We start from the raw sequence: 19,283 nt of genomic DNA, 5'->3' as shown, positions 1-19,283 counted from the left end.
CGTGCGCCCCACCCCCCTCGACCACACCGACACCCTCGAACTGCCCGTCACCGGCGACGGCCCGTTCAACGCCCTGCACACCTTCTGGAAGCCCTCCCACTACCTCACCGGCCTGGAAGTCCACACCGACACCCGCAGCTGGCGCACCTTCCGCGTCGACGACCTCGTAGCCGGCGTACGGCTGCGCGCCGAGGACCGCACCGTGATCGCCGACATCTACACCGACGGCGACTACAAGCCCGCCCACCGCGAACACCTCATCCGCCGGCTCATCACCTCCTACGGCCTGGACGAGAACCTCGCCGAGTTCACCGAACTCGCCGCCGGGGTACCGCAGATGCGCGACGTCCTACGCGAGCTGTCCGGCATGCGGCAGTCCTGCCCCGAGGACCACTTCGAGATCGCCGTGATCGCGCTACTGCTGCAGAACGTCACCATCCACCGCACCACCCAGATGACCCGCAACCTCCTCGTCCACCACGGCCGCCTCGTCCACTTCGACGGGATCACCCTGCGCGCCTGGTTCACCCCCACCGAGATCGCTGAGGTCACCCCGGAGACGCTCAAGGAACAGGACCGGCTCGGCTTCCGCGCCAAGAGCCTGCCCCACTACGCCGCGTTCTTCCGCGAGCACACCACCGAAGACCTCCAAGCGGCCGACGACCTCGGCGAGGCCGTGCAGCAGATCAAGGGCGTGGGCCCCTACACCGCCGCCGTGATCGCCTCGCACGCCTCCCGGGACCCGGCCGCCTTCGGCATCGACGTATGGAACCGTAAGATCCTTGCCCGCCGGCTCCTCGACGCCGACGACGCGGCACCAGAAGCCGTCACCCGACGCCTGAACCAGCTCTTCCCCGGCCGTGCCGGAACCGCAGGTTTGTACTTCGTCGAGCACGAGTACCTCAACGCCCCCGTCGCTCCCCTCCTCGACCCGGACGGCATTGACGCCTGGAACGAGGCCCTGGAGCACCCCACGCCCTGACTCCCCCGACCACCGTCAAGTCAAGGCAGCACGCGCCCGGCGCCGCTGCCTCCCCAGCCATGCCCTCACGACCGAGGGGCAAGTCCACGAACGGGTGACACGAAGCGTTCGAGTGTCTCCCCGCGCCCGCCGAGCCGCACTGAAGCGCCGCCCACCCCCTAATAGAACCTTTGTCCACGATCTGCCCCGGATCTGCCCGTTACGGGTCCATCCCAGGGCCGTTGTTAGAGCACCAGTACCCCTCGCGCACCCATCTGGAGGACCCCGTGAATCCTGTGCCCGCCCTCGTGAATCCCCCCGCCGAATTCGAACAAATCCAGCCTGCCATCCCGCACCTGGCGCGCCCCCGACGCCGGGTTGACGCCCTTCGCAGCACAGCACGACCGGATACGAGGTGGGGGGCATGAGCGACGGCAGTGATGCAGCCTCCATCCGGCAGAGCGCGGTCCCCGCCCCGCGCGGGGCGGAATTTCCGCTGCCGCCCGCCGCCGTTCCGGCCGGGCCGCACGACGGGGACATCGCCGACGGCCTGGAGGAGACGTACTGGTCCGTGTACGACGGCGCCGCGTCCAAGGCCACGGTGGGGCAGATCCTCGCGCGGCTGCCGCGGATCGTGCGCCAGATCGGCCGACTGGCCTGGGCCGCGGACCGGACCGCGACGCTCGCCGTCGTGGTCCTGCAGCTGGCGTCGGCCGCGATGACGGCGTTCGGGCTCATGGCCTCGGTGGCGGTACTACGGGAGCTGTTCGCCGAGGGGCCCACGCCGGACCGGGTGCGCGCGGCCATCCCCCAACTCGCCGTAGTTGTCGCCCTCCTGTCCGCCCGGGCGCTCCTGGAAGCGGGCGTCGCCGTCGCACAGGCCAGGGTGACCCCGAGGATCCGCACCGCGCTGGAGTGCGAGTTCCTCACCCTGACCGCCCATGTGCGGCTCGAGGTCGTGGACGACGCGGACTGGCACGACGAGGCCTACCGGGCCAACGACCGCGGACTGTTCTACGCCCGGCAGATCGTCGGCCAGGTCGTCTCCCTGGCCGCCGCACTGCTCGGGCTCGTCGGCACCGCCGGCGTCCTGGGCGTCCTCCACCCAGCCCTGCTGCCCCTGCTCCTGCTGTCCGTGCTGCCGGTCGGCGCGGCCGCCGTACGCACTGCCCGCGCCCGCTTCCACAGCTTCAAGCGGTGGAACACCCTGCAGCGCAGGGTGCGGGTCTTCTCTTGGCTGCTGCTGGAGAGGGACGCCGCCGCCGAGCTCCGCTCGGACACCGCCCAGGGCGCGCTGCTGGAGGAGCACCGCCGGCTGACGACACGGATCGCCGAGGAGGACACCCGCCTGGGCGTGAGCTCGGCCGGGCTGAACCTGGTGGGCCGGGCCGTCGGCGGGATCGGCACCGGCATCACCTACACGGCGCTCGGCGCCATGCTGATCGCGGGCTGGCTGCCCCTGGCCGCCGGCGCGGGCGCGGTCCTCGCCATCCAGGCCGCCCAGTCCTCGCTGACCCGGCTCGTCGACGTCTCCCACCTGGTCTACGAGCAGGCCATGTGGGTGGACGACCTGTTGGCCTTCCAGGAGCGCTGTCGTACCCTCCAGCCGCGCCGCAGCGGGGCGCCCGCCCCCGAGACGGTGAAGACCATCGCCCTGGACGACGTGTCCTTCACCTACCCGGGCAAGGACACCCCGGCGCTCAACGGCATCTCCATGACGCTGCACGCCGGGCAGACGGTGGCCTTCGTCGGCGTCAACGGCTCGGGCAAGTCCACGTGCGCGCGCCTGCTCGCAGGACTGTACGAACCCCAGGACGGGGGCACGGTCCGCTGGGACGGCGTGAACGTGCTCGACATGGACGCCGAGTCGTTGCAGGCCCGGGTGGGCTGCGTGCTCCAGGACCCGGTCCGGTTCCCGTTCAGCGCGCTGGCCAACCTGACCATCTCCCGGGGCACCCTCACCGAGGCCGACCCGCAGCGGGCACTGGACGCCGCGCGGGCCTCCGGCGCCGAGCAGGTCATCGCCGGACTGCCCGGCCGGTGGGAGGCGCTGCTGTCCAAGCGGTTCCGCGGCGGTCAGGAACTCTCCGCCGGCCAGTGGGCGAAGATCGCCGTCGCCCGCGGCCTGTACAAAAACGCCCCCGTCCTGCTGCTGGACGAACCGACCGCCAGCATGGACCCCCGCGCCGAGCACGCCGTGTACGAGGCGGTCCTGCGGGACAACCCGCGCCCCGATCAGATCACGGTGCTGATCTCCCACCGCCTGGCCAGCGTCGTCGCCTGCGACCGCATCTTCGTCTTCGACGGCGGCCGCATCACCGAGAGCGGCACCCACCAGGAGCTGATGGACCTCGGTGGCGACTACGCCGCCATGTTCACCCTCCAGGCCGACGGTTACCGCGCCGGGGCCGGGGAGGCGGCGTGATGCCCGACCACGCACACCCCCATCCCGCGCCGGACGGCGCCTGGCCGGAGGACTTCATCAGCCACCGTCGGGGCATCAACTGCCCGATGTGCGCGAACGACTTCGCCGCAGGTGACATCGGCTGGGGCCTCCTTCTCCGGCGGGGAGAGGTCAGCAACGCCTACCTGTGGCGCAGCGGGCAGGTCCGCGGGTACGCCGTCGTGATCTACACCGGCCGTCATGTCGCCGAGCCCACCGAGCTGGACGAGGGGGAGGCGGCCGCGTTCTGGCGCGACGTCCTCGCTCTGGGCCGGGCGGTGGAGGCGCTGTACGAGCCGCTGAAGATGAACTACCTGCTGCTGGGGAACCAGATCCCGCACGCCCACTGGCACTGCGTTCCACGCCGCGAGGTCGGAGCGGACCCGGCGCCGGGCGGCCCGCTGTCCTTCGAGGCGCTCGATCTCGGGCGCCAGGACGAGGGGCAGTTGCAGTCGGATGCCCGAGCCTTGCGCCGGCTGCTGGCCGACGCGGACGGCCAGCCGGGGGTGCGGCGGTGAGCGGCGCCGAGTCGGACGTGATGGTCGTGGCGGGGATCCTGCCGCTGTTCTACCGGATCATCCCGACCGCGGTCGACGAGGGTCCTGCGGGGACCGCGACCCGCAACTACGTGGCCCGGGACAGCGAAGGCGGACGGTGGTTCGTGAAGGCATACCCGGCGGGCACCGATCTGGACGCGGAGCGCCAAGCGCTCGAGCTCGGCCAGTTCGCGCGGCTCGGCCGGATCCCGGTGCCGGTTGTGCGGCACACCCTGGACGGTGACCTCATCGCGGCCGCCGGCGGGATGGCGGTGTCGGTCGCGGCGTTCGTCGAGAACGCGCAGACAGCGGAGGGCGGCCTGTCCGGCGACCGGTGGGCCGCCGTGGGCGAGACGGTCGGCCGCCTGCACCAGACCCTGGCCCGGCACCCGGCCGGGCCTCCCCGCCGCGTGCCCGCCCGGGAGGTCTGCGACGTGAAGCGGGCCCGGCAGCGCCTTGACCGGCTGCTCACCCTCTTCGCCAAGAGGCCGCCCACCCTCGGGTTTTCCGCCTGGGCGCGCGAGACGGCTGCCCAGCGGCGCGACGCACTGCCTGCCGTGGCTGCCATGGTCAAAGAGCTGCCGCCGTCCTTGACCGTGCAGGCCGTCCACGGCGACCTGGCCTCGCCCAACCTGCTTCTGCGCGGGCAGCAGGTGGCGGCATTGATCGACTTTCGGCCGCCCGGTCACCGCAGCCCCGCCTGGGAGCTCGGGCGGATCGTCCTGGACCCGCGCACCGTTCTGGCCGAGCCGCAGTGGCCCGCCGGCCTGGCCGAAGCTGTTGCCGCCTACCAGGCGGCCAACCCGGCGCTGCCGGCCGAAGAACTCCTCGCGGTGCCTCGGATCGCCGCCGGGTACCTGGCGTGCTCGGTGTATCCCCTGGCTGAGGCCGTCGACGACCCGGCCGCCGTCACCCCTGAACTCGAGGCGTACGGCCGCAATCGGCATGCGGCCATGGTCGAGCTGTGCGAGCGGCTGACGGAAGCCGAGGAGGTGCTCCATGACCTCCTCCACTGACCCTTCCGCGTCTTCCGGCGCCCGGCCGTCGCTGTGGCGGCACCGCAACTTCCGCCGCTACCTGACCGGGCAGGCAGCCAGCGTGACCGGCAGCTCGATCAGCAGCATGGTGATCCCCGTGCTGGCGGTGCTCGAACTCGATGCGACCACCGCCGAGGTCGCCTGGCTGACGTTCCTGGGCCAACTGCCGCCCGCACTCCTGGCGTTGCACGCCGGGGCACTCGCCGACCGCCACTCCAAACGGAAGCAGATGATCACCGGCGACCTGATCAGCGCCGCCGCGCTGGCCAGCGTGCCCGTGGCGGCCGCTCTGGACCGGCTGTCCCTGACCCAGCTGATGGTGGTCGCAGCGGTGCAGGGCGCGGCGGGGGTGCTGCACGACGCCGCCGCGATCAGTCTCCTGCCCAGCCTGGTCGACCGGTCCCTGCTCCAACGGAGCAACAGCCGCATCGGCAGCCTCTTCGCCGTCGCCGCCACCGCGGGCAGCAACCTCGGCGCCACACTGACCGCGCTCCTCGGCCCGGCCAGAGCCCTTCTCGGAGACGTCTTGTCCTACCTCGTCAGCGCCTGGTGCACCGCCCGCATCCAGACCCCCGAACACCCCCGGCCGGCAGCACAAGACCGCCGGCTACACACCGAGATCGGTGAGGGCCTGCGCTACGTGAACGGCGACCACCGGCTGCGCACCCTGACCCTCGTCAACGCGACGACGTCGTTCGCCCTGGCGCTCCTCAATACCTTGTGGGCGCTGTACCTGCTCCGGTCCCTCACCATGGGCGCGACCGCCTTCGGCGTGGTCCTGGGACTCGGGGCGCTGGGCGCGGCGGCCGGGGCGCTGACCGCCCCCTCGCTCGCGGCGCGGTACGGGCCCGGGCCGATGATGCTCGCCGCGCTCGCGATCACCCCGCTCGCCCAGATCCCTCTGCTCCTCGCCTCCCCGAGCCTCATCTGGCAGTTCGCCATCGGTGCCGCCCTCTTTCTTCAGCTGGCCTGTGCCGGGGCCGCGGGGACGACCCAGCGCACCATTCGCCAGGTCGTCACCGCCGACGGCATGCAGGCTCGCATGCAGGCCGTGAGTACCTGGCTCACCTCCGGTGCACGGCCGGTGGCCGCCCTCCTCGCCGGCGGGCTTGGCACGTGGATCGGTGTGCGTCCCACCCTGGCCGCCGGTACCTGCCTCCTCGTCGTTCCCCTCGTGGTGCTCTACCGCTCCCCGCTGCGCAGCCTGCGGGAGATGCCCGGCTCGCCCGCCGTGCCCCCTCCTTCCGGGGCCGCCCTCGCGCAACCGGCGCCGTCACCGCGTGAACCGGCTGTGCGCCAACCCGCAGCGCCGGGGGATGTGCGGCGCGACCGCTCGCCCGGAGGAGGTCCGTGAGCACGGCCCCGACCCCGTCCCGTGCGCTTCGACGCATGCCGCTCCCCTTGCACCACGCCCACGCCCTGCCCCGCACTTCCCGAGGTGATCACGTGCCGCCTTCCCGCTCCCATATCCGCGCGACCATCGAGGCCTATCTCGCCCGGCATGCCGAGGAAGGCGAGGCACTGGACGGGCTGCTGGCTGTCCTCGACGGCGCCGGCGAGCCGTCCAGCCGCGCCACGCTGCCCGCGCACGTCACCTGCAGTGCGGTAGTCATCGACCGCGACCGTCGCGTGCTGCACATCCGCCACCGGGCGACCGGGCTGCTCCTCGCCCCCGGAGGCCATGTGGAGGCGGGCGACCGTACGCTCCTCGCTGCGGCCCTGCGGGAAGTGTGCGAAGAGGCCGGGATCCGTCCCGGCGACCTCTGCCTCACCCCGCAGTTCCTCGATGCGCCGATCGACGTGGACGTCCACGACATCGACGCCAGTCCGGCCAAGGGCGAGCCCGCCCACCAGCACTTCGACTTCCGCTTCGTCTTCTACCTCGCGGCCGCGCAGCCGCCGGCGCTGGCACTGCAGGATGAGGAAGTCGCCGACGCGCAGTGGCTCCCGTTCGCCGATGTGCGCTCCCCTACGCTGCGGGCCAAGCTCCTGGACGCCGCGGCGGAAGGCCTCGACGGACGGCCGGAGCCCGTCAACGCCAGCGCCTTGATCCACGACAAGGCCGGCCGATACCTGCTCCATCTGCGCGATGACCGGGACGGCATCTGGGAGCCGTGGACGTTCGCCCTTCTCGGTGGCGGACGTGAACCAGGGGACTCCTGTCTGGAAGCGACCCTGCGCCGGGAGCTCGCCGAAGAGGTGCCCGGCCTGGAACCGGTCAGCCTGACGCCGTACGCCGTGGAGGAGGCCACCGGTGTCGACGGCCTGGCGGTGCCCATCGTGGTCTACGCGGGCTGCTGGAGGGGTGATGCGGACGCGGTGGAGCTCCGCGAAGGTGTCCTGCTGAAGTGGTTCACCGTCGACACCCTCGACCGGCTCCGGCTCAGCCCCGGACTCGCCGACCTAATCCGCCGCCACGCGGCCGAACACCCCGCCGTGGAACTTCCGCAGGCTGCTCGCCCAGTGCCTGGCGAGGCCCCGGCCGGGACCGTGCTGCACGTCGTCGGCGTCCACCTCCACCTGGAGCGCGACGGCAAGGTCCTACTGGGGCTGCGGCATCCGGACTCGGCGTACGCGGGCGGATCGTGGCACGCACTCGCCGGACACCTGGAGGCGGAGACAGCGACCGCCGGTCTTGCCCGCGAAGCGTTCGAGGAGGCCGGGCTGGTCATCGACCCGGCAGACCTCGAGCTCGTCCACACGGTGCACACGGTGGAGCGGCCCGGAGCCCGGCCGAGGATTCAGCTCTTCTTCCGCGCCCACCACTGGGAGGGCACCCCCGAGGAACGCGAACCCGACCGGTGCCTCGCCTGGCAGTGGTGGGACGCGAAGGACCTGCCGGAGCCGATCGTCCCCTACACCCGTGTCGCGATCGAGGGCATCCGAGCCGGCCGCTCCTACAGCGAGCTGGGGTGGGAGCGTTGAGCTGCTTCGCAACGGTCGGCGCCGCCTACGCCGCCCCTTGGCGCAGCGCGTGGGGACGCCTGCAACAGGTGCCGCGGGCCCGCTGCCTGACCTTCATGCCTGTTGCGCCGGCGCCCTGCTGTCCACCGCGTAAGGAAGAGGACCGTCATGTCTGCTGACCTGTCTGTCACGACCAGCGCCCGGCGTGCCGCGATGGTGGAGCGTCTGAAGGCCGACGGCGTGCTGACCGATGTCCGGCTACGCGAGGCGCTGCTGTCGGTGCCGCGGGAGGTGCTGCTTCCCCACGCGTACGTACGGATCAGTGATCCGGGCATCGAGCCGATCGAGTGGCGCCTGCTCGACGGCGCGCACCCGGACGACCAGGCCGAGTGGCTCGACCTGATCCACAGCGGTGAGTCGGTCCTGCTGCAGCGCGACGGGGAGCAGCTCGACGGGCTCGTACGCGGGCCGGTGACCGGCGGGAACATGACGTCGATGTCGACCTACGGCCAGGCCACCGTCGAAGCGCTCCAGACGCTGCAACTGGCGCCTGGGCAGCGGTACCTGGAGCTCGGCCCGGGCCCGGGGGTCTCCCTCGCGCTCGCCGCCGCCGTCACCGGCCCCCGCCTCGCCGCAGGCGTCGAACGCGACGGCCCCATGGCCGCCTTCGCCCAGCGTAACCTCGACCGGATCGGTCTGGGCGCGACGGTCGTGGAGGGCGATGCCCTTGATGGGCACCCGGCGGGAGGAGCGTTCGACCGGATCCACTCCGGCATCGGCGTGCCCTGCGTCCCGCCGGCGTGGGTGGAGCAGCTCGCGCCCGGCGGGCGGCTGCTGACGACGCTCGCCACCCGCACCCCGAGCTGGCCCGGACAGTTCCTGGCCACCCGGACCGGGGCAGGCGAGATCGAGGCAGTGCTGCGAGGGCGGCCGCGCGGATACCGGCCCATGTTCGGCTATCGGTGGCTCAACGCCGTGACGATGCGGCCCAGGATCAAGGCCGAACCCGGCGTACCGCGCCCGACCCGGCTCACGCCGCCGCCGGACGATGCGTATGGCTTCTGGCTCGCGGCCGCGTATCTGGCGCCCGGGCTCGTCCGCGACTTCCAGGCCGAGACGATGACGATCGCCGCCCCCGACGAGGACTCCTGGGCGGTCGCCGGGCCCGGCGAGGACACCGTCCGCGTCCACGGGCCCCGGGATGTGTGGGCCGAGCTTGAGGACGTGCACGCCCGCTGGGTGCTGGCCGGACGGCCCGACAGCTACCGGGTGACCGTGCCGGAAGGCGGCGGGCCACAGCACGTCGCCTCCGGCACCGGCCGGCGCGCCCTGACGTGGGTCCTGCCTCCGCTCGCGCCGGTGCCCCACCAACCCGCTGTCCCCTGCCCGACCGAGCACCACACGGAGAAGATCCTGTGACCCTGTTCCACGCCGCGGCGGACGCCTACGACCGGCACCGCCCCGGCCTCCCCGACGAGGTCGTCCACCTGCTCGCCAGCGCCCTGCACGGCATCCGCCGCCCGGCTCTGCTTGATCTGGGCACCGGGACCGGCCAGGTGCCGGCCGCCCTGCTGCCTGTCCTGCCGCAGCTCGCCCGCCTGGACCTCGTCGATGCCGACCGGGACATGCTCCACCAGGCCGGTATCGTCCTCCGCCCGCTTCTCGCGGGCCGGGCCGCCGCCTTCCATCCCGTCCGGGCCGAGGAGTTCACCGCGCCCGAGGAGGGATACCGGGCTGACCTGGTCACCTGTGCGCGGGCCTTCCACTGGATGGACCGCCCGGCCGTCCTGGCCATGGCCGACCATGTCACCTCTCCCGACGCCACCCTGGCGATCATGGGCGACGGCAGCCTCTGGACCCATCAGGCGCCGTGGACCGTCGCGCTGCGAGAGCTGATCCAGTCCTACCTCGGCGCCGAACGCCGCGCCGGAGCCACCGGGACCTACACAGGTCCGAACCGCCGGTACGAGGACGACTTGGCCGAGTCCCCGTTCAGCGAAGTCGAGGAGCACCATTTCCCGCTCCGCCGCGTGTGGACCCCGGACAAGGTGATCGGCTACCTGCGCAGCACCAGCTTCGCCCGCCCCGCCCTCTTCGGTGACCGGCATCCCCAGTTCGAGGCCGAGGCTCAGGACCTGCTGGAAGAGCACGCGTCGAAGGAGGACGGGCTCGTCGAGAACGCGGTGTTCGATGTCCTGCTCGCCCGTCGCCCGGGAGGCGTCCGGTGAGTGGGAGCGAGCGGCACACGGTGCCGGTGGACGTGCATCTGATTGCTGTCCGTGGGGGCGAGCAGGGCCCGGAGGTGCTGCTGTCGCGGCGGGCCGGCACCGTCTATGCCGCGGGCCACTGGCACTTCCCCTCGGGCCACGTAGACGGTCCCTTCGAGGATGTCGTCACCGCGCTCGTGCGCGAGGCGTACGAGGAGACAGGCCTGGTGGTGGATGCGGACGACGTGCGGGCCGCGGTCACCGTCCACCACCGGGCACCAGCCGGAGGCGCGCGGGTCGGGTTCTTCTTCGAGGTCCGCCGCTGGTCCGGGACGCCGGACGTCAGGGAGCCCAAGGTGTGCGACGCCATGGACTGGTTCCCGTTCGACGCCCTGCCGGAGCCGATGGTCGCCTACTGCCGCGCAGGGCTGGACGCCTACCGGGCCGGTGTTCCCATGGCGGTGCACTTCCAGGAGTCGGGCGACACCATCGGGCACGACCCGGCCGTCGACCGGCTCCGCCTGATGCCCGCTCCCGGCTCGGGTGAGCCGCGGCCCGGGCGGGAGGTGCGGGAGTTCACCGAGCAGGCGGTCGGCCGGATTACCACCTGGACGGACGTGTCCTGGGCCCGGACCGCCAGCCGAGTGTGGCGCGCGCAGGGCGCCTCGGGCGGGACGTGGTTCGTCAAGATCCACCAGAACGACCGCTTCCACGGCCGGGAGGTCACGGCCCTGCGCGAATGGGTGCCGGGGCTCGGGGGCGCCGGTCCCCGGCTGGTGGCGGCAGACGCGGGACTGCGGGCGGTGGTCCTGACCGCCGTCGAGGGCCGCCCGCTGCACGGCATGGTGCTGCCACCGGATGAAGAGCGGCAGGTGTTCCGGACGATCGGAAAGCTCACGGCCCGCATCCACGCGAGCCCCCTGCCGCCGGCGTCGCCCGGGACGGCGCCGGTCGTCCCGCACGCGAAGCTGGAACGGCACCTGGACGGGGCGCGACCGCATCTGAGGCCCGGTGACGAGCAGTACGTGCGGTGGGTCGTGGACAGTGCTGTCCGGCTGCCGCCGGCCGAAGCGGTGGTGACCCACGGCGATCTACAGCTCCGCAACCTGCTCCGGGCCGGTGACGGCGCCCTGCGGGTCATCGACTTCGAACGCAGCGAACCGCAGTCCGCCGTGCGGGACCTGGTCCGTCTCCTCGACTGCTTCGACGGCCGGGAAGACCTCTACGAGGCGTTCTTCGCCGGGTACGGCCGGCGTTTCACAGAGGACGAGAGGGCGCGCCTGTTGGTGGAAGCGGTCCTGGACGCGGTGTCCGGCATCGCCTTCGGAAACAAGACCGGCGACCCGGAGCTGGTCGAGCGGGGGCGCCGCACCCTTCTGCGCTGCCGCGCCGGCGCCGCTGCCCGCGCGATCGACGGAGGTGACCCGCGATGACGTACAGCACCGACGTACCGGGCACGGGGACAAGGCCCGTTCCGCGAGTGGCCACTGCGGACGACGCGGCCGAGATCACCCGGCTGCGCTCGCAGCTCGTCCTGTCCGAACCGCTCGACGAGGAGTGGCTCGTCATCTGCCGCGATCAGCTCGCACACCGGCTGCAGCCCGGGGGCGATGCCCGCGCCTGCGTCGTCGACGCGCCGGGAGGCGGGCTGGCCGCGTGCGCGCTGGCACTGGTCCACCCCGTCCTGTCGGCCCCGAAGTACCCCAAGGGGCTGGCCGCCCGGATCCACGTCGTGGCCACCGAACCCGCTCACCGGCGGCGCGGCCTCGCCCGGGCGTCCGTGTCCGCGCTGCTGGAAGCGTTGGAGCGCGAGGGGGTCACGCTCTACGAGCTGCATGCGAGCAAGGAGGCCGCGCCGCTGTATGCGGAGTTCGGCTTCGCGCGTGATCCGGCCCTCATGCGCATGACGCGGCTCCCGCAGGCCCGCGATGGGGGCGCGCGATGACCCAGAAGAGGCTCGATCCCGAGCAGTACGCGGCGACGCTGCGAAGGCCGTCGTGTCCGCCAGCGTGTTCTTCACCGACGAGCACGACCGGCCCGTGCAGCTCCACAGCGTCTACAGCCCCGAGCACCCCTGGCAGTGGCCCGGGGGAACGGCGGAGACGGGCGAACGGCCGTGGGAGACCGCGGTCCGCGAGACCGCCGAGGAGACCGGGCTGGTGGTGCCCGGGCCGCCACGGCTGCTGGCGGCGGTGTTCGGTCTGCCCGGGCCCGGGTTCCCCTCGTCGACCGTCACCTTCGTGTTCGACGGCGGGCGGCTCACCGGCGAGCAGTTCGCGAGCATCGTCCTCGCCCCCGAGGAGCACGACGAGCTCCGGGCGCTGCCGCTGGAGCAGTGGCGGGCGCTGATGCCGGTAGGGGACTTCGACCGGCTGACGGCCGTCATGGAGGCCCGCCGGAGCGGGATGGCGGCCTACGTCGGCGCCTGGGACTGGGACATCGGACCGGACGGTCCGGTGACGCACGCCGGGGAGGCGGCACAGTGAGCACGGCAGCACCGGGCCGGGACGACCGCTCCCTGTCCGCCGCGTACTGGGAGCCGCTCTGGGCAGGCGGCCGCCGCTACCGGGAGGTGTGCACAGGCGAGAAGCAGCTGATGGGCAAGCACCTCGGCCCCGGCAGGGGCCGCCTCGCCCTCGACATCGGCAGCGGCGACGGCGCCCTGGCCCGTCACCTCCACCACGAGCTCGGCTACCGGACGACCGGCATCGACTGCTCCCCCAGCGCGGTCGCACTCGCCGCCACCCACGACACCAACCCCGAGCCCGGCCCCGATCGGGGGCCGGCCTGGCACTGCCTGGACTTCACCACCGACGACCTCACCACCCTGGCGCACCCCGCCTATGCCCTCATCACCTGCCGCCTGGTCTACCGGTGGATCGACGACAAGCCGGCCTTCCTCGACCGGATCCGGCGCATCCTCGCGCCCGGCGGAGTCTTCTGGGTGATCACCGAGATCGCCGGCCGCCGCACGACCACCAACCCGGCCCTCAAAAAGCTCGGGATCTCACCCCTGGACGCCGAACTGCTGACGACCGGCTGGTCCTGTGCGCGGACCGCCGACCTCGACGTCCTGCGCTGCTACGCCCTGCGGCCCTGACCCCGTGAACAGAAGGAAGCATCCGGTGCCAGACATCGAAAACCGCACCCCAGAGGGCCGCGGCCGCCCGGAGCCCGGGGCGTTCCGGCAGGAGGTGGCAGCGTGGACGCGCTGGTGAACGATCCCCGCTTCGCCGCCACGACGTTCTTGGTGATCGATTTCGAAGGCCTCACCCCGGCGGGACGGCCTGCCGAGCCGATCGAGGTCGCGGCGCTGGCACTGCGCCCGGAAGACGACCAGCTGGTGGAGGTCGGCCGGTTCGAGGAGCTGATCCGGCCTCCTGCCGACGTGCCCGTGACCGCTCGGGACGTCCAGCTCAAGGGCATCACCCAGCAGATGCTCTCCACGGCACGTCCGGCCGGCGAAGTGCTGGCGCGGCTCGACGCACGTCTGACCGCGCCGCCGTACCGGCTCGTGGCCCACCATGCCTCCACAGAAGCCGGGATCATCTGCCGGCAGGCCGAGCACTGTCCCGTGCTCGCGGCGACGCCACTGCTGGACACCCTGCGGCTGGCCAAGGCCGTGGTGCCCGGGCTCGGCTCCTACGGGCTGGACGGACTGCTCGGCTACTACGGCATCCCCCAGCCGGCCGGGCGGCATCGCGCGATGCCCGATGTCGAGGTCACCACCCAGGTGCTGGCCCGGCTGCTGAACGACGGATGCGCCCATGGACGCTGGAGCACCCTCCTCGAACTGGACGCGGTCGCCGGATTACAGCCCAACCGGCGACCGGCGCCTGAAGCGGAGCAACGAGCCCTGTTCTGAACCAGCACCCCGACAGGAAAGACGTGATGCGGTAAGCCTCTTCAGGATCCGCGATCACCTGTCCTCCCTCCAGCCCACCCCCTTGAGGAGACCGGTTCGCCATGAACCACCCGTCCCTGCCCTCGCTGCTGGCAGTGTTCGCCCACCCTGACGATGAAAGTCTTCTAGTCGGCGGTGTGCTCGCGCAGCACCACGCCGCCGGTGCCCGCACAGCGGTCGTCACCGCCACCTGGTCCCCCGACAGCCGCCGAGCGCCCGAACTCGCCGACGCCCTCGCCGTCCTGGGCGCCGGCACCCCACGTCTGCTCGGCTACAACGACGCCCGCAACCCCGAGGCCGCACCCGGCCAGCCCCGGCTCGTCGACGCTCCCCTCAATGAGGCCATCGGCCGCCTCGTCGCCCATATCAGGGACTTCCGCCCCGACATCGTCGTCACCCACGACGAAGTCGGCCAACTCACCGGTCACCCCGACCACGTACGCACCCATCAGATCACCCTGCTCGCCGCCGAAGCCGCCGGACTCGCCCACCTGCATCCCGAAGCCGGCCCGCCCTGGCAGCCGGCCGCGCTGTACGCCGCCACGCACCCCGAGTCCGGTGTCGGGCTGCTCGGTCCTCTGCTCGAAGGGGTGGGAAAGAAGGTACTCGCGGTGCCGGACTCGTACGTGACTACCAGCGTCGACGTCACCCCCTGGGTCGATTCGAAGCTGCGGGCGATCCTCGCGCACCGCGGCGAGGTCGCCCGTGAGCGGTCCCTGCCCGGCATCCTCGCCCGCCTTCCCGAAGCAGACCGCATCCAGATCATCCAGACCGAACACTTCACCCGCCTCACTCCCGGCCCTACGAAAGGCGACCCGGCCCAGCTGGTTACCTGACCCCCACCACACCTTCAGCGCACACGATCAACTCCCTGCTGATCGGAGAGAGATGACTACGACTTCCGCCCCGGACGACCGTCCCAGCGTGGCGATGAGCGATGAGGCGTACGGGACGCTGCGCGCGTCGACTGCCCTGTGGGCCGGCACGTCCGTGTTGATCACCAACCGGCGCGGTCAGGTCCTGGTTCAGCGCGTCAGCTACCGGCCCACTCGCCTGCTTCCCGGCGGCGCCGTCGACAAGAGCGAACCTCCCGCCAAGGGCGCGGGCCGCGAGCTGAAAGAGGAGCTCGGCGTCACGGCGACCATCACCCGCGGGCTGGCCGTCGACTGGGTCTCCCCCACCGGCCGGAAAACGCCGCCGGCGCTGAAGTTCCCCGGCGAGATCCTGCACGTCTTCGACGGCGGCGTCTGGGACGACGACCAGATCGCGGCGATCCGGCCCGCCCCAGGCGAGATCGACGACATCGAGTTCGTCGAACCCGCTGACCTTCCTGCTGTGATGGCTCCGGACGACGCCCGTCGCGCACTGTCCGCACTCCGCGCCCGCATCAACGGCGCCGGACCCGTCTTCCTGGAGGACGGACTCCCGATCGCCCCCACCGTCCTCGACCGAGTGGGTGTCCTGCGCACCGCCCGGGCCCGCCACCACCTGTCATTCCACGCCACTTCCGTCCCCGCCAACCTCCCGGTTCGCCAGTCCTGGGTCTGGGCCTTCGCACCGGACGGGCGGGTCCTCGTTCTCCTCGGACCCGACACCGGCGGAGCCGTCCTGCCCGGTGGCAAGCCAGAACCTGAAGACGGCGGTGACCCCGTGGCCACCGCCGTCCGTGAAACCCGCGAAGAGGCTGCTGCAGACCTCGCCGGCGCTCGATACCTCGGGTACCTGTCGGACCCCGACGTCCCCTGTGCCCGGGTCCGCTACGCCGCCGCCCTCACGCGCCTGGACGCGGCCCACGTCGATCCGGCTACCGGCCGAACCTACGTCCGCATCCTGGCCACCCCCGAGCAGGCCCTGGAGTTCTTCGACTGGGGACCATCCGCAGCGCAGGAGCAGCTCACGGCTGCGCACCAGGCCCGCGTCCTCCTCGGCATCCCCAAAGCCGCTCACCAGCCCGTCACCGAAATCACCGACCAGATCTCCTGGTAACTCCCCCACCCGAAACGAACCGAGAAGCTGATGAACGCCGCACTCACGCCCGACCAGCCCTCCGCCCAGCCTCAGACCGGGCGGCACCCTGCGCCCGGCCGGCCCGAGATCACTCGGACCGGGCACTGCCAGTGCCGCCGCATCGTCTACCAGGTCCTTGGCGAACCGATCGACCCGCACCTGTGCTCCTGCCCACATGAGACACGTATCTCTGGCGGCCCCGCAGTCCTGTGGGTCGGCTTCGATAAGAAGGGGCTGACGTGGACCGGCCCCGGCGGCGAACCGACGTGGTACGCCACCTGGCCCACACTTCGCCGGGGCTTTTGCCCGCACTGCGGGACGCACCTCATCTCTGTCGCTGACGACTCCGACCTGATCATGGTTACTGCCTTCAGCCTCGACGACCGCAGCGGCACCGACCCAGTCGGGCACTCCTACCGGCACGAGGCTGTTCCCTGGATGACCATCGCCCTCGCCGACGACCCTTCCGCTCCGCGACCCGCCTCGCCCTGACGTCTCCGTACGCCGCTGGAACTTGACCTGACCGCAAGGCCTCGATGCCGCCCTGGTCGGCGGAGTCAGCGAACCACCAAGGGCTTCGACCGTATGCAGAGCATCCAGAGCGAGCACTCCGCCTGCCTCTACCCCGGCCCCGGCCCCACCAAGATCGCACCAGCACAGCTGAAGCCAATGTCCGTGCGCGCTCCCTTCACCACCGAAAGCAAGCACTCACCGATCGGAGAGAAATGACGACCCCTGCACTCAACCAACGCCCCAGCGCATCCAGGACATTGCGGCTGGCGGTCGCGCAGAGCACGGTGCCGGAGGACCCCACTGACCGGGGAGCACTGCGAGCAGCCGGGCAGGAAATCCGGGAGTTGATGGCGGAGGCAGCCGGGGCGGGCGCGCGGCTGGTGCAGTTCCCCGAGGGGGCGATCGTCTACCCGAGTAAGCACGTGATGGCGGCCGGGCCGGACGGCGAGCTGGTCCCGGCGGACTGGAGCCGTGCCGCCTGGGACGTCATGCGTGAGGAGGCGGAGTCGATCGCCACGCTGGCAGGGGAACTGCGGCTGTGGACGGCGTTCGGGTCGCTTCACCCCCTCACGCCGCCGAGCAAGCCACACAACAGCCTCTTCATCGTCTCCGACCACGGCCAGCTGGTCGCGCGGTACGATAAGCGGTTCCTGTCGCACACCGAGGTCTCCTACCTGTACACCCCGGGCCGCGAGCCGCTGGTCTTCGAGGTGGGCGGGATCCGCGTCGGCTGCGCGCTGTGCGTGGAGGCGAACTTCCCGCCGCTCTTCGCCGAATACGAGCGCCTGGAGGTCGACTTGGTCCTGCTCTCCGTGATGGTCGACGACGCTCCGAGGGCGCGCGTCGCACAGGCCTACGGGACGCTCTACAGCTACTGGCTCGGATACTCGGTGCCGGCGCAGTTCAGCGCCACGGTGCCGTCCGGGATCGTGGCCCCCGGCGGCCGCTGGCTGGCGCAGTGCCCCGCCGATGGGCAGCCTGCTCTGACGGTCGCGGACATCGACCTCGACTCTGCCGACCCGGACATCGAGGTGGCCCTTCGGTACGCCCGGCCCTGGCGTCGCCGGGTGCAGGAAGGGCTCTACGAGGACCGGCTGGTAGTCGGGGACCCGCGCAGCGACATCCGCACGGCCTTCTGAGAGCGCCCCCGCGCGCCTGACGTGCCACAGCTTCCTGGTGTCGCGTCGGATCGCTGCTCCATCGGCGGCCGCTGGGCGAGCACCGCAAGGCCGTCACGCCCGCCCACGGCCGCCCGCCTCCTTCTACTCGTACGACCAGGGTCGGCCAGTGGCCTCGGCCGTCGTGCGGTACTCCTCGACCGGGACCAGTCTCACACCGGGCCGCATCCGGTCCATCGGCAGAAGTCCATCGAGGTGATCAATCTCGTGCGCGATGAGCCGTACGTCGCCGCGCTCGTAGACGGCACTCTCGGTGCTACCTGCTGCCGTCGTCGTTTCCACCGTGGTCTGCAGGGGGCGGGGAACCTGTGCCCGTACGTCGAAGAACGACGCTCCGGGTCCGGGGGCCGGCACGCCTGCGCGGCGCCACGGTGGAGGCTGCGGACATCCGCGCGGTGACCGCACTGCTGATCGCTGCACTCGCCGCCCAGGGCACCTCTACGATCCGAGGGATGTTCCATCTCCGGCGCGGCTACGCACGCCTGCTGCCCAATCTGGCCACGCTGGGAGCCGAGATCACCACCATCCCCGGAGGCCCTTGATGCCCGTCCCGTTCACCGCCGATGACACCAGCCGCCTCCGGGACACCCTCGGCCAGGTCGTCGCCGACGGCGCCTCCCCGGGTGGCGTCATCGCCTACGGCACCACCGGCGCCAGCCCCGGCTTCCTCAGCGTCGGCAAGGTCGCTCTCGAGTGTGGCGACACCGAACCCGACCAGGACACCGTCTACGACATCGCCTCGCTGACGAAGGTCGTGGCCACCTGGCCCCTGATCGGCCAGGCCCTGGAGGCGGGGCTGCTCGACCTCGACGCTCCGATCCGCGACTTCCTGCCACCGATGAACAGCGAGGCCCCCAGCGGCGAGGCGACCGTGCGCCAGCTGATCGCGCACACCTCCGGCCTTCGCGCCTCCACGCGCCTCGACCACTACCGCGGCGCCGACCTGCCGCTGCACGAACTCCTGTGCCGTGAACCGCTAGAAGACGCCCCTGGCCAGCACCGGTACATCAACCGCGGCTACATCCTGCTCGGCCTGGCCCTCGCCCACATCCACGGCCGCCCCCTCGACCAACTCGGCGCGACCCTGTGGGGAACGCTCGGGATGGACGCCACCGTGTACGGGCCCGTCGCCCGCACCCCCAAGGTCGCTCCGACCGAACAGCGCATCCCCGGCGCCCCGCGCATCTGGGGCGCCCCGCACGACGACAACGCCGGCCTCCTCGGTGGGATCGCCGGCCACGCCGGAGCGTTCTCCACCCCCAGCGACCTCGCGGTATACGCCCAGGGGCTGTTGGCCGCCCACACGGACGGGGACGAGCGCGGCCTGGGCGACTGGCTGCACGCCAGCCTCGTCCCCCAGGCACCGATCGAGCCCGGCCTGGACCGTGGCCTGTCCTGGATCCTCGCCGCCGGCGGGCGCGTCGCGTACCACCACGGGTTCACCGGTACGAGCCTCTACCTCGCGCCGGAGACCGGCCGCTACCTCGTCATCTGCACCAACGCCGTCTACGGCGGCAACGCCCGCACCAAGATCGCCCCGCTGCGGGCCCTCGCCCTCAAGACCATCTCCGCCACCTGACGAACGGAGGCACC

Annotated in this window: 20 protein-coding genes; 19 read left to right on the top strand and 1 reads right to left on the bottom strand. The window is 71.9% G+C overall.

All coding sequences use genetic code 11. The features are described from left to right. The first annotated feature begins 1 nt into the window (after position 1). The 17 genes from FEF34_RS38715 (at position 2) to FEF34_RS38635 (ending at position 17,651) form a co-directional block, all read left to right on the top strand. Positions 2-982, top strand: a complete 981-nt coding sequence (locus FEF34_RS38715; RefSeq protein ID WP_138058133.1) for a DNA glycosylase family protein — start codon at positions 2-4, stop codon at positions 980-982. 403 nt (positions 983-1,385) lie between these two features. Continuing rightward, positions 1,386-3,386 (top strand): ABC transporter ATP-binding protein, encoded by a 2,001-nt coding sequence (locus FEF34_RS38710; RefSeq protein WP_138058132.1) that lies wholly within the window; start codon positions 1,386-1,388, stop codon positions 3,384-3,386. Beyond that, positions 3,386-3,922 (top strand): HIT family protein, encoded by a 537-nt coding sequence (locus FEF34_RS38705; RefSeq protein ID WP_234043326.1) that lies wholly within the window; start codon positions 3,386-3,388, stop codon positions 3,920-3,922. The genes FEF34_RS38710 and FEF34_RS38705 overlap by 1 nt, the downstream gene beginning before the upstream one ends. Then, complete coding sequence (locus FEF34_RS38700; RefSeq protein WP_138058131.1) at positions 3,919-4,956, top strand: phosphotransferase enzyme family protein; 1,038 nt, start codon at positions 3,919-3,921, stop codon at positions 4,954-4,956. Before FEF34_RS38705 ends, FEF34_RS38700 begins: the two co-directional genes overlap by 4 nt. Beyond that, a complete protein-coding gene (locus FEF34_RS38695) occupies positions 4,940-6,331 on the top strand; it encodes an MFS transporter (protein WP_138058130.1) in 1,392 nt (463 codons plus the stop codon). Before FEF34_RS38700 ends, FEF34_RS38695 begins: the two co-directional genes overlap by 17 nt. Before the next feature lie 92 nt (positions 6,332-6,423). Further along, positions 6,424-7,902, top strand: coding sequence for an NUDIX domain-containing protein (locus tag FEF34_RS38690; RefSeq protein ID WP_138058129.1), 1,479 nt, complete (start codon positions 6,424-6,426; stop codon positions 7,900-7,902). A gap of 147 nt (positions 7,903-8,049) precedes the next feature. Beyond that, positions 8,050-9,300: a protein-L-isoaspartate O-methyltransferase family protein gene (locus tag FEF34_RS38685; protein ID WP_234043324.1), complete on the top strand. Its 1,251-nt coding sequence runs from the start codon at positions 8,050-8,052 to the stop codon at positions 9,298-9,300. Further along, positions 9,297-10,109, top strand: a complete 813-nt coding sequence (locus FEF34_RS38680) for a class I SAM-dependent methyltransferase (RefSeq protein WP_234043322.1) — start codon at positions 9,297-9,299, stop codon at positions 10,107-10,109. The genes FEF34_RS38685 and FEF34_RS38680 overlap by 4 nt, the downstream gene beginning before the upstream one ends. Beyond that, positions 10,106-11,521, top strand: coding sequence for a phosphotransferase (locus FEF34_RS38675; protein WP_138058128.1), 1,416 nt, complete (start codon positions 10,106-10,108; stop codon positions 11,519-11,521). The genes FEF34_RS38680 and FEF34_RS38675 overlap by 4 nt, the downstream gene beginning before the upstream one ends. Further along, a complete protein-coding gene (locus tag FEF34_RS38670) occupies positions 11,518-12,033 on the top strand; it encodes a GNAT family N-acetyltransferase (RefSeq protein ID WP_138058127.1) in 516 nt (171 codons plus the stop codon). Before FEF34_RS38675 ends, FEF34_RS38670 begins: the two co-directional genes overlap by 4 nt. Before the next feature lie 52 nt (positions 12,034-12,085). Continuing rightward, positions 12,086-12,574 (top strand): NUDIX domain-containing protein, encoded by a 489-nt coding sequence (locus FEF34_RS38665; protein WP_234043320.1) that lies wholly within the window; start codon positions 12,086-12,088, stop codon positions 12,572-12,574. After that, positions 12,571-13,188: a class I SAM-dependent methyltransferase gene (locus tag FEF34_RS38660; RefSeq protein ID WP_234043319.1), complete on the top strand. Its 618-nt coding sequence runs from the start codon at positions 12,571-12,573 to the stop codon at positions 13,186-13,188. The genes FEF34_RS38665 and FEF34_RS38660 overlap by 4 nt, the downstream gene beginning before the upstream one ends. 102 nt (positions 13,189-13,290) lie before the next feature. Beyond that, on the top strand, positions 13,291-13,953 hold the full coding sequence (locus FEF34_RS38655; protein ID WP_138058126.1) for a 3'-5' exonuclease: 663 nt from the start codon (positions 13,291-13,293) through the stop codon (positions 13,951-13,953). A gap of 101 nt (positions 13,954-14,054) precedes the next feature. After that, positions 14,055-14,828, top strand: a complete 774-nt coding sequence (locus FEF34_RS38650) for a PIG-L deacetylase family protein (RefSeq protein ID WP_171053371.1) — start codon at positions 14,055-14,057, stop codon at positions 14,826-14,828. Between the two features lie 52 nt (positions 14,829-14,880). Further along, complete coding sequence (locus FEF34_RS38645) at positions 14,881-15,978, top strand: NUDIX hydrolase (protein WP_138058125.1); 1,098 nt, start codon at positions 14,881-14,883, stop codon at positions 15,976-15,978. A 30-nt stretch (positions 15,979-16,008) separates the two neighbouring features. Continuing rightward, on the top strand, positions 16,009-16,491 hold the full coding sequence (locus FEF34_RS38640) for a GFA family protein (RefSeq protein ID WP_138058124.1): 483 nt from the start codon (positions 16,009-16,011) through the stop codon (positions 16,489-16,491). Positions 16,492-16,724: 233 nt separating this feature from the next. Further along, complete coding sequence (locus tag FEF34_RS38635) at positions 16,725-17,651, top strand: carbon-nitrogen hydrolase family protein (RefSeq protein WP_138058123.1); 927 nt, start codon at positions 16,725-16,727, stop codon at positions 17,649-17,651. A gap of 123 nt (positions 17,652-17,774) precedes the next feature. Here the strand turns inward: FEF34_RS38635 and FEF34_RS38630 are convergent, their stop codons facing one another. Beyond that, positions 17,775-18,044, bottom strand: coding sequence for a peptide deformylase (locus FEF34_RS38630; RefSeq protein ID WP_234043318.1), 270 nt, complete (start codon positions 18,042-18,044; stop codon positions 17,775-17,777). On the opposite strand from FEF34_RS38630, the gene FEF34_RS41745 reads away from it, so the two are divergent. Further along, complete coding sequence (locus FEF34_RS41745; RefSeq protein WP_325063679.1) at positions 17,999-18,232, top strand: hypothetical protein; 234 nt, start codon at positions 17,999-18,001, stop codon at positions 18,230-18,232. The genes FEF34_RS38630 and FEF34_RS41745 overlap by 46 nt on opposite strands. Next, on the top strand, positions 18,232-19,269 hold the full coding sequence (locus FEF34_RS38620) for a serine hydrolase domain-containing protein (RefSeq protein WP_138058120.1): 1,038 nt from the start codon (positions 18,232-18,234) through the stop codon (positions 19,267-19,269). The genes FEF34_RS41745 and FEF34_RS38620 overlap by 1 nt, the downstream gene beginning before the upstream one ends. Positions 19,270-19,283: the final 14 nt, after the last annotated feature.

Origin of the sequence: Streptomyces marianii, from assembly GCF_005795905.1 — a bacterium.
GTDB classification, from domain to species: Bacteria; Actinomycetota; Actinomycetes; order Streptomycetales; family Streptomycetaceae; genus Streptomyces; species Streptomyces marianii.
Note: the sequence above shows the minus strand (reverse complement) of the source record. Positions and strands in the feature narration are given on the sequence as shown.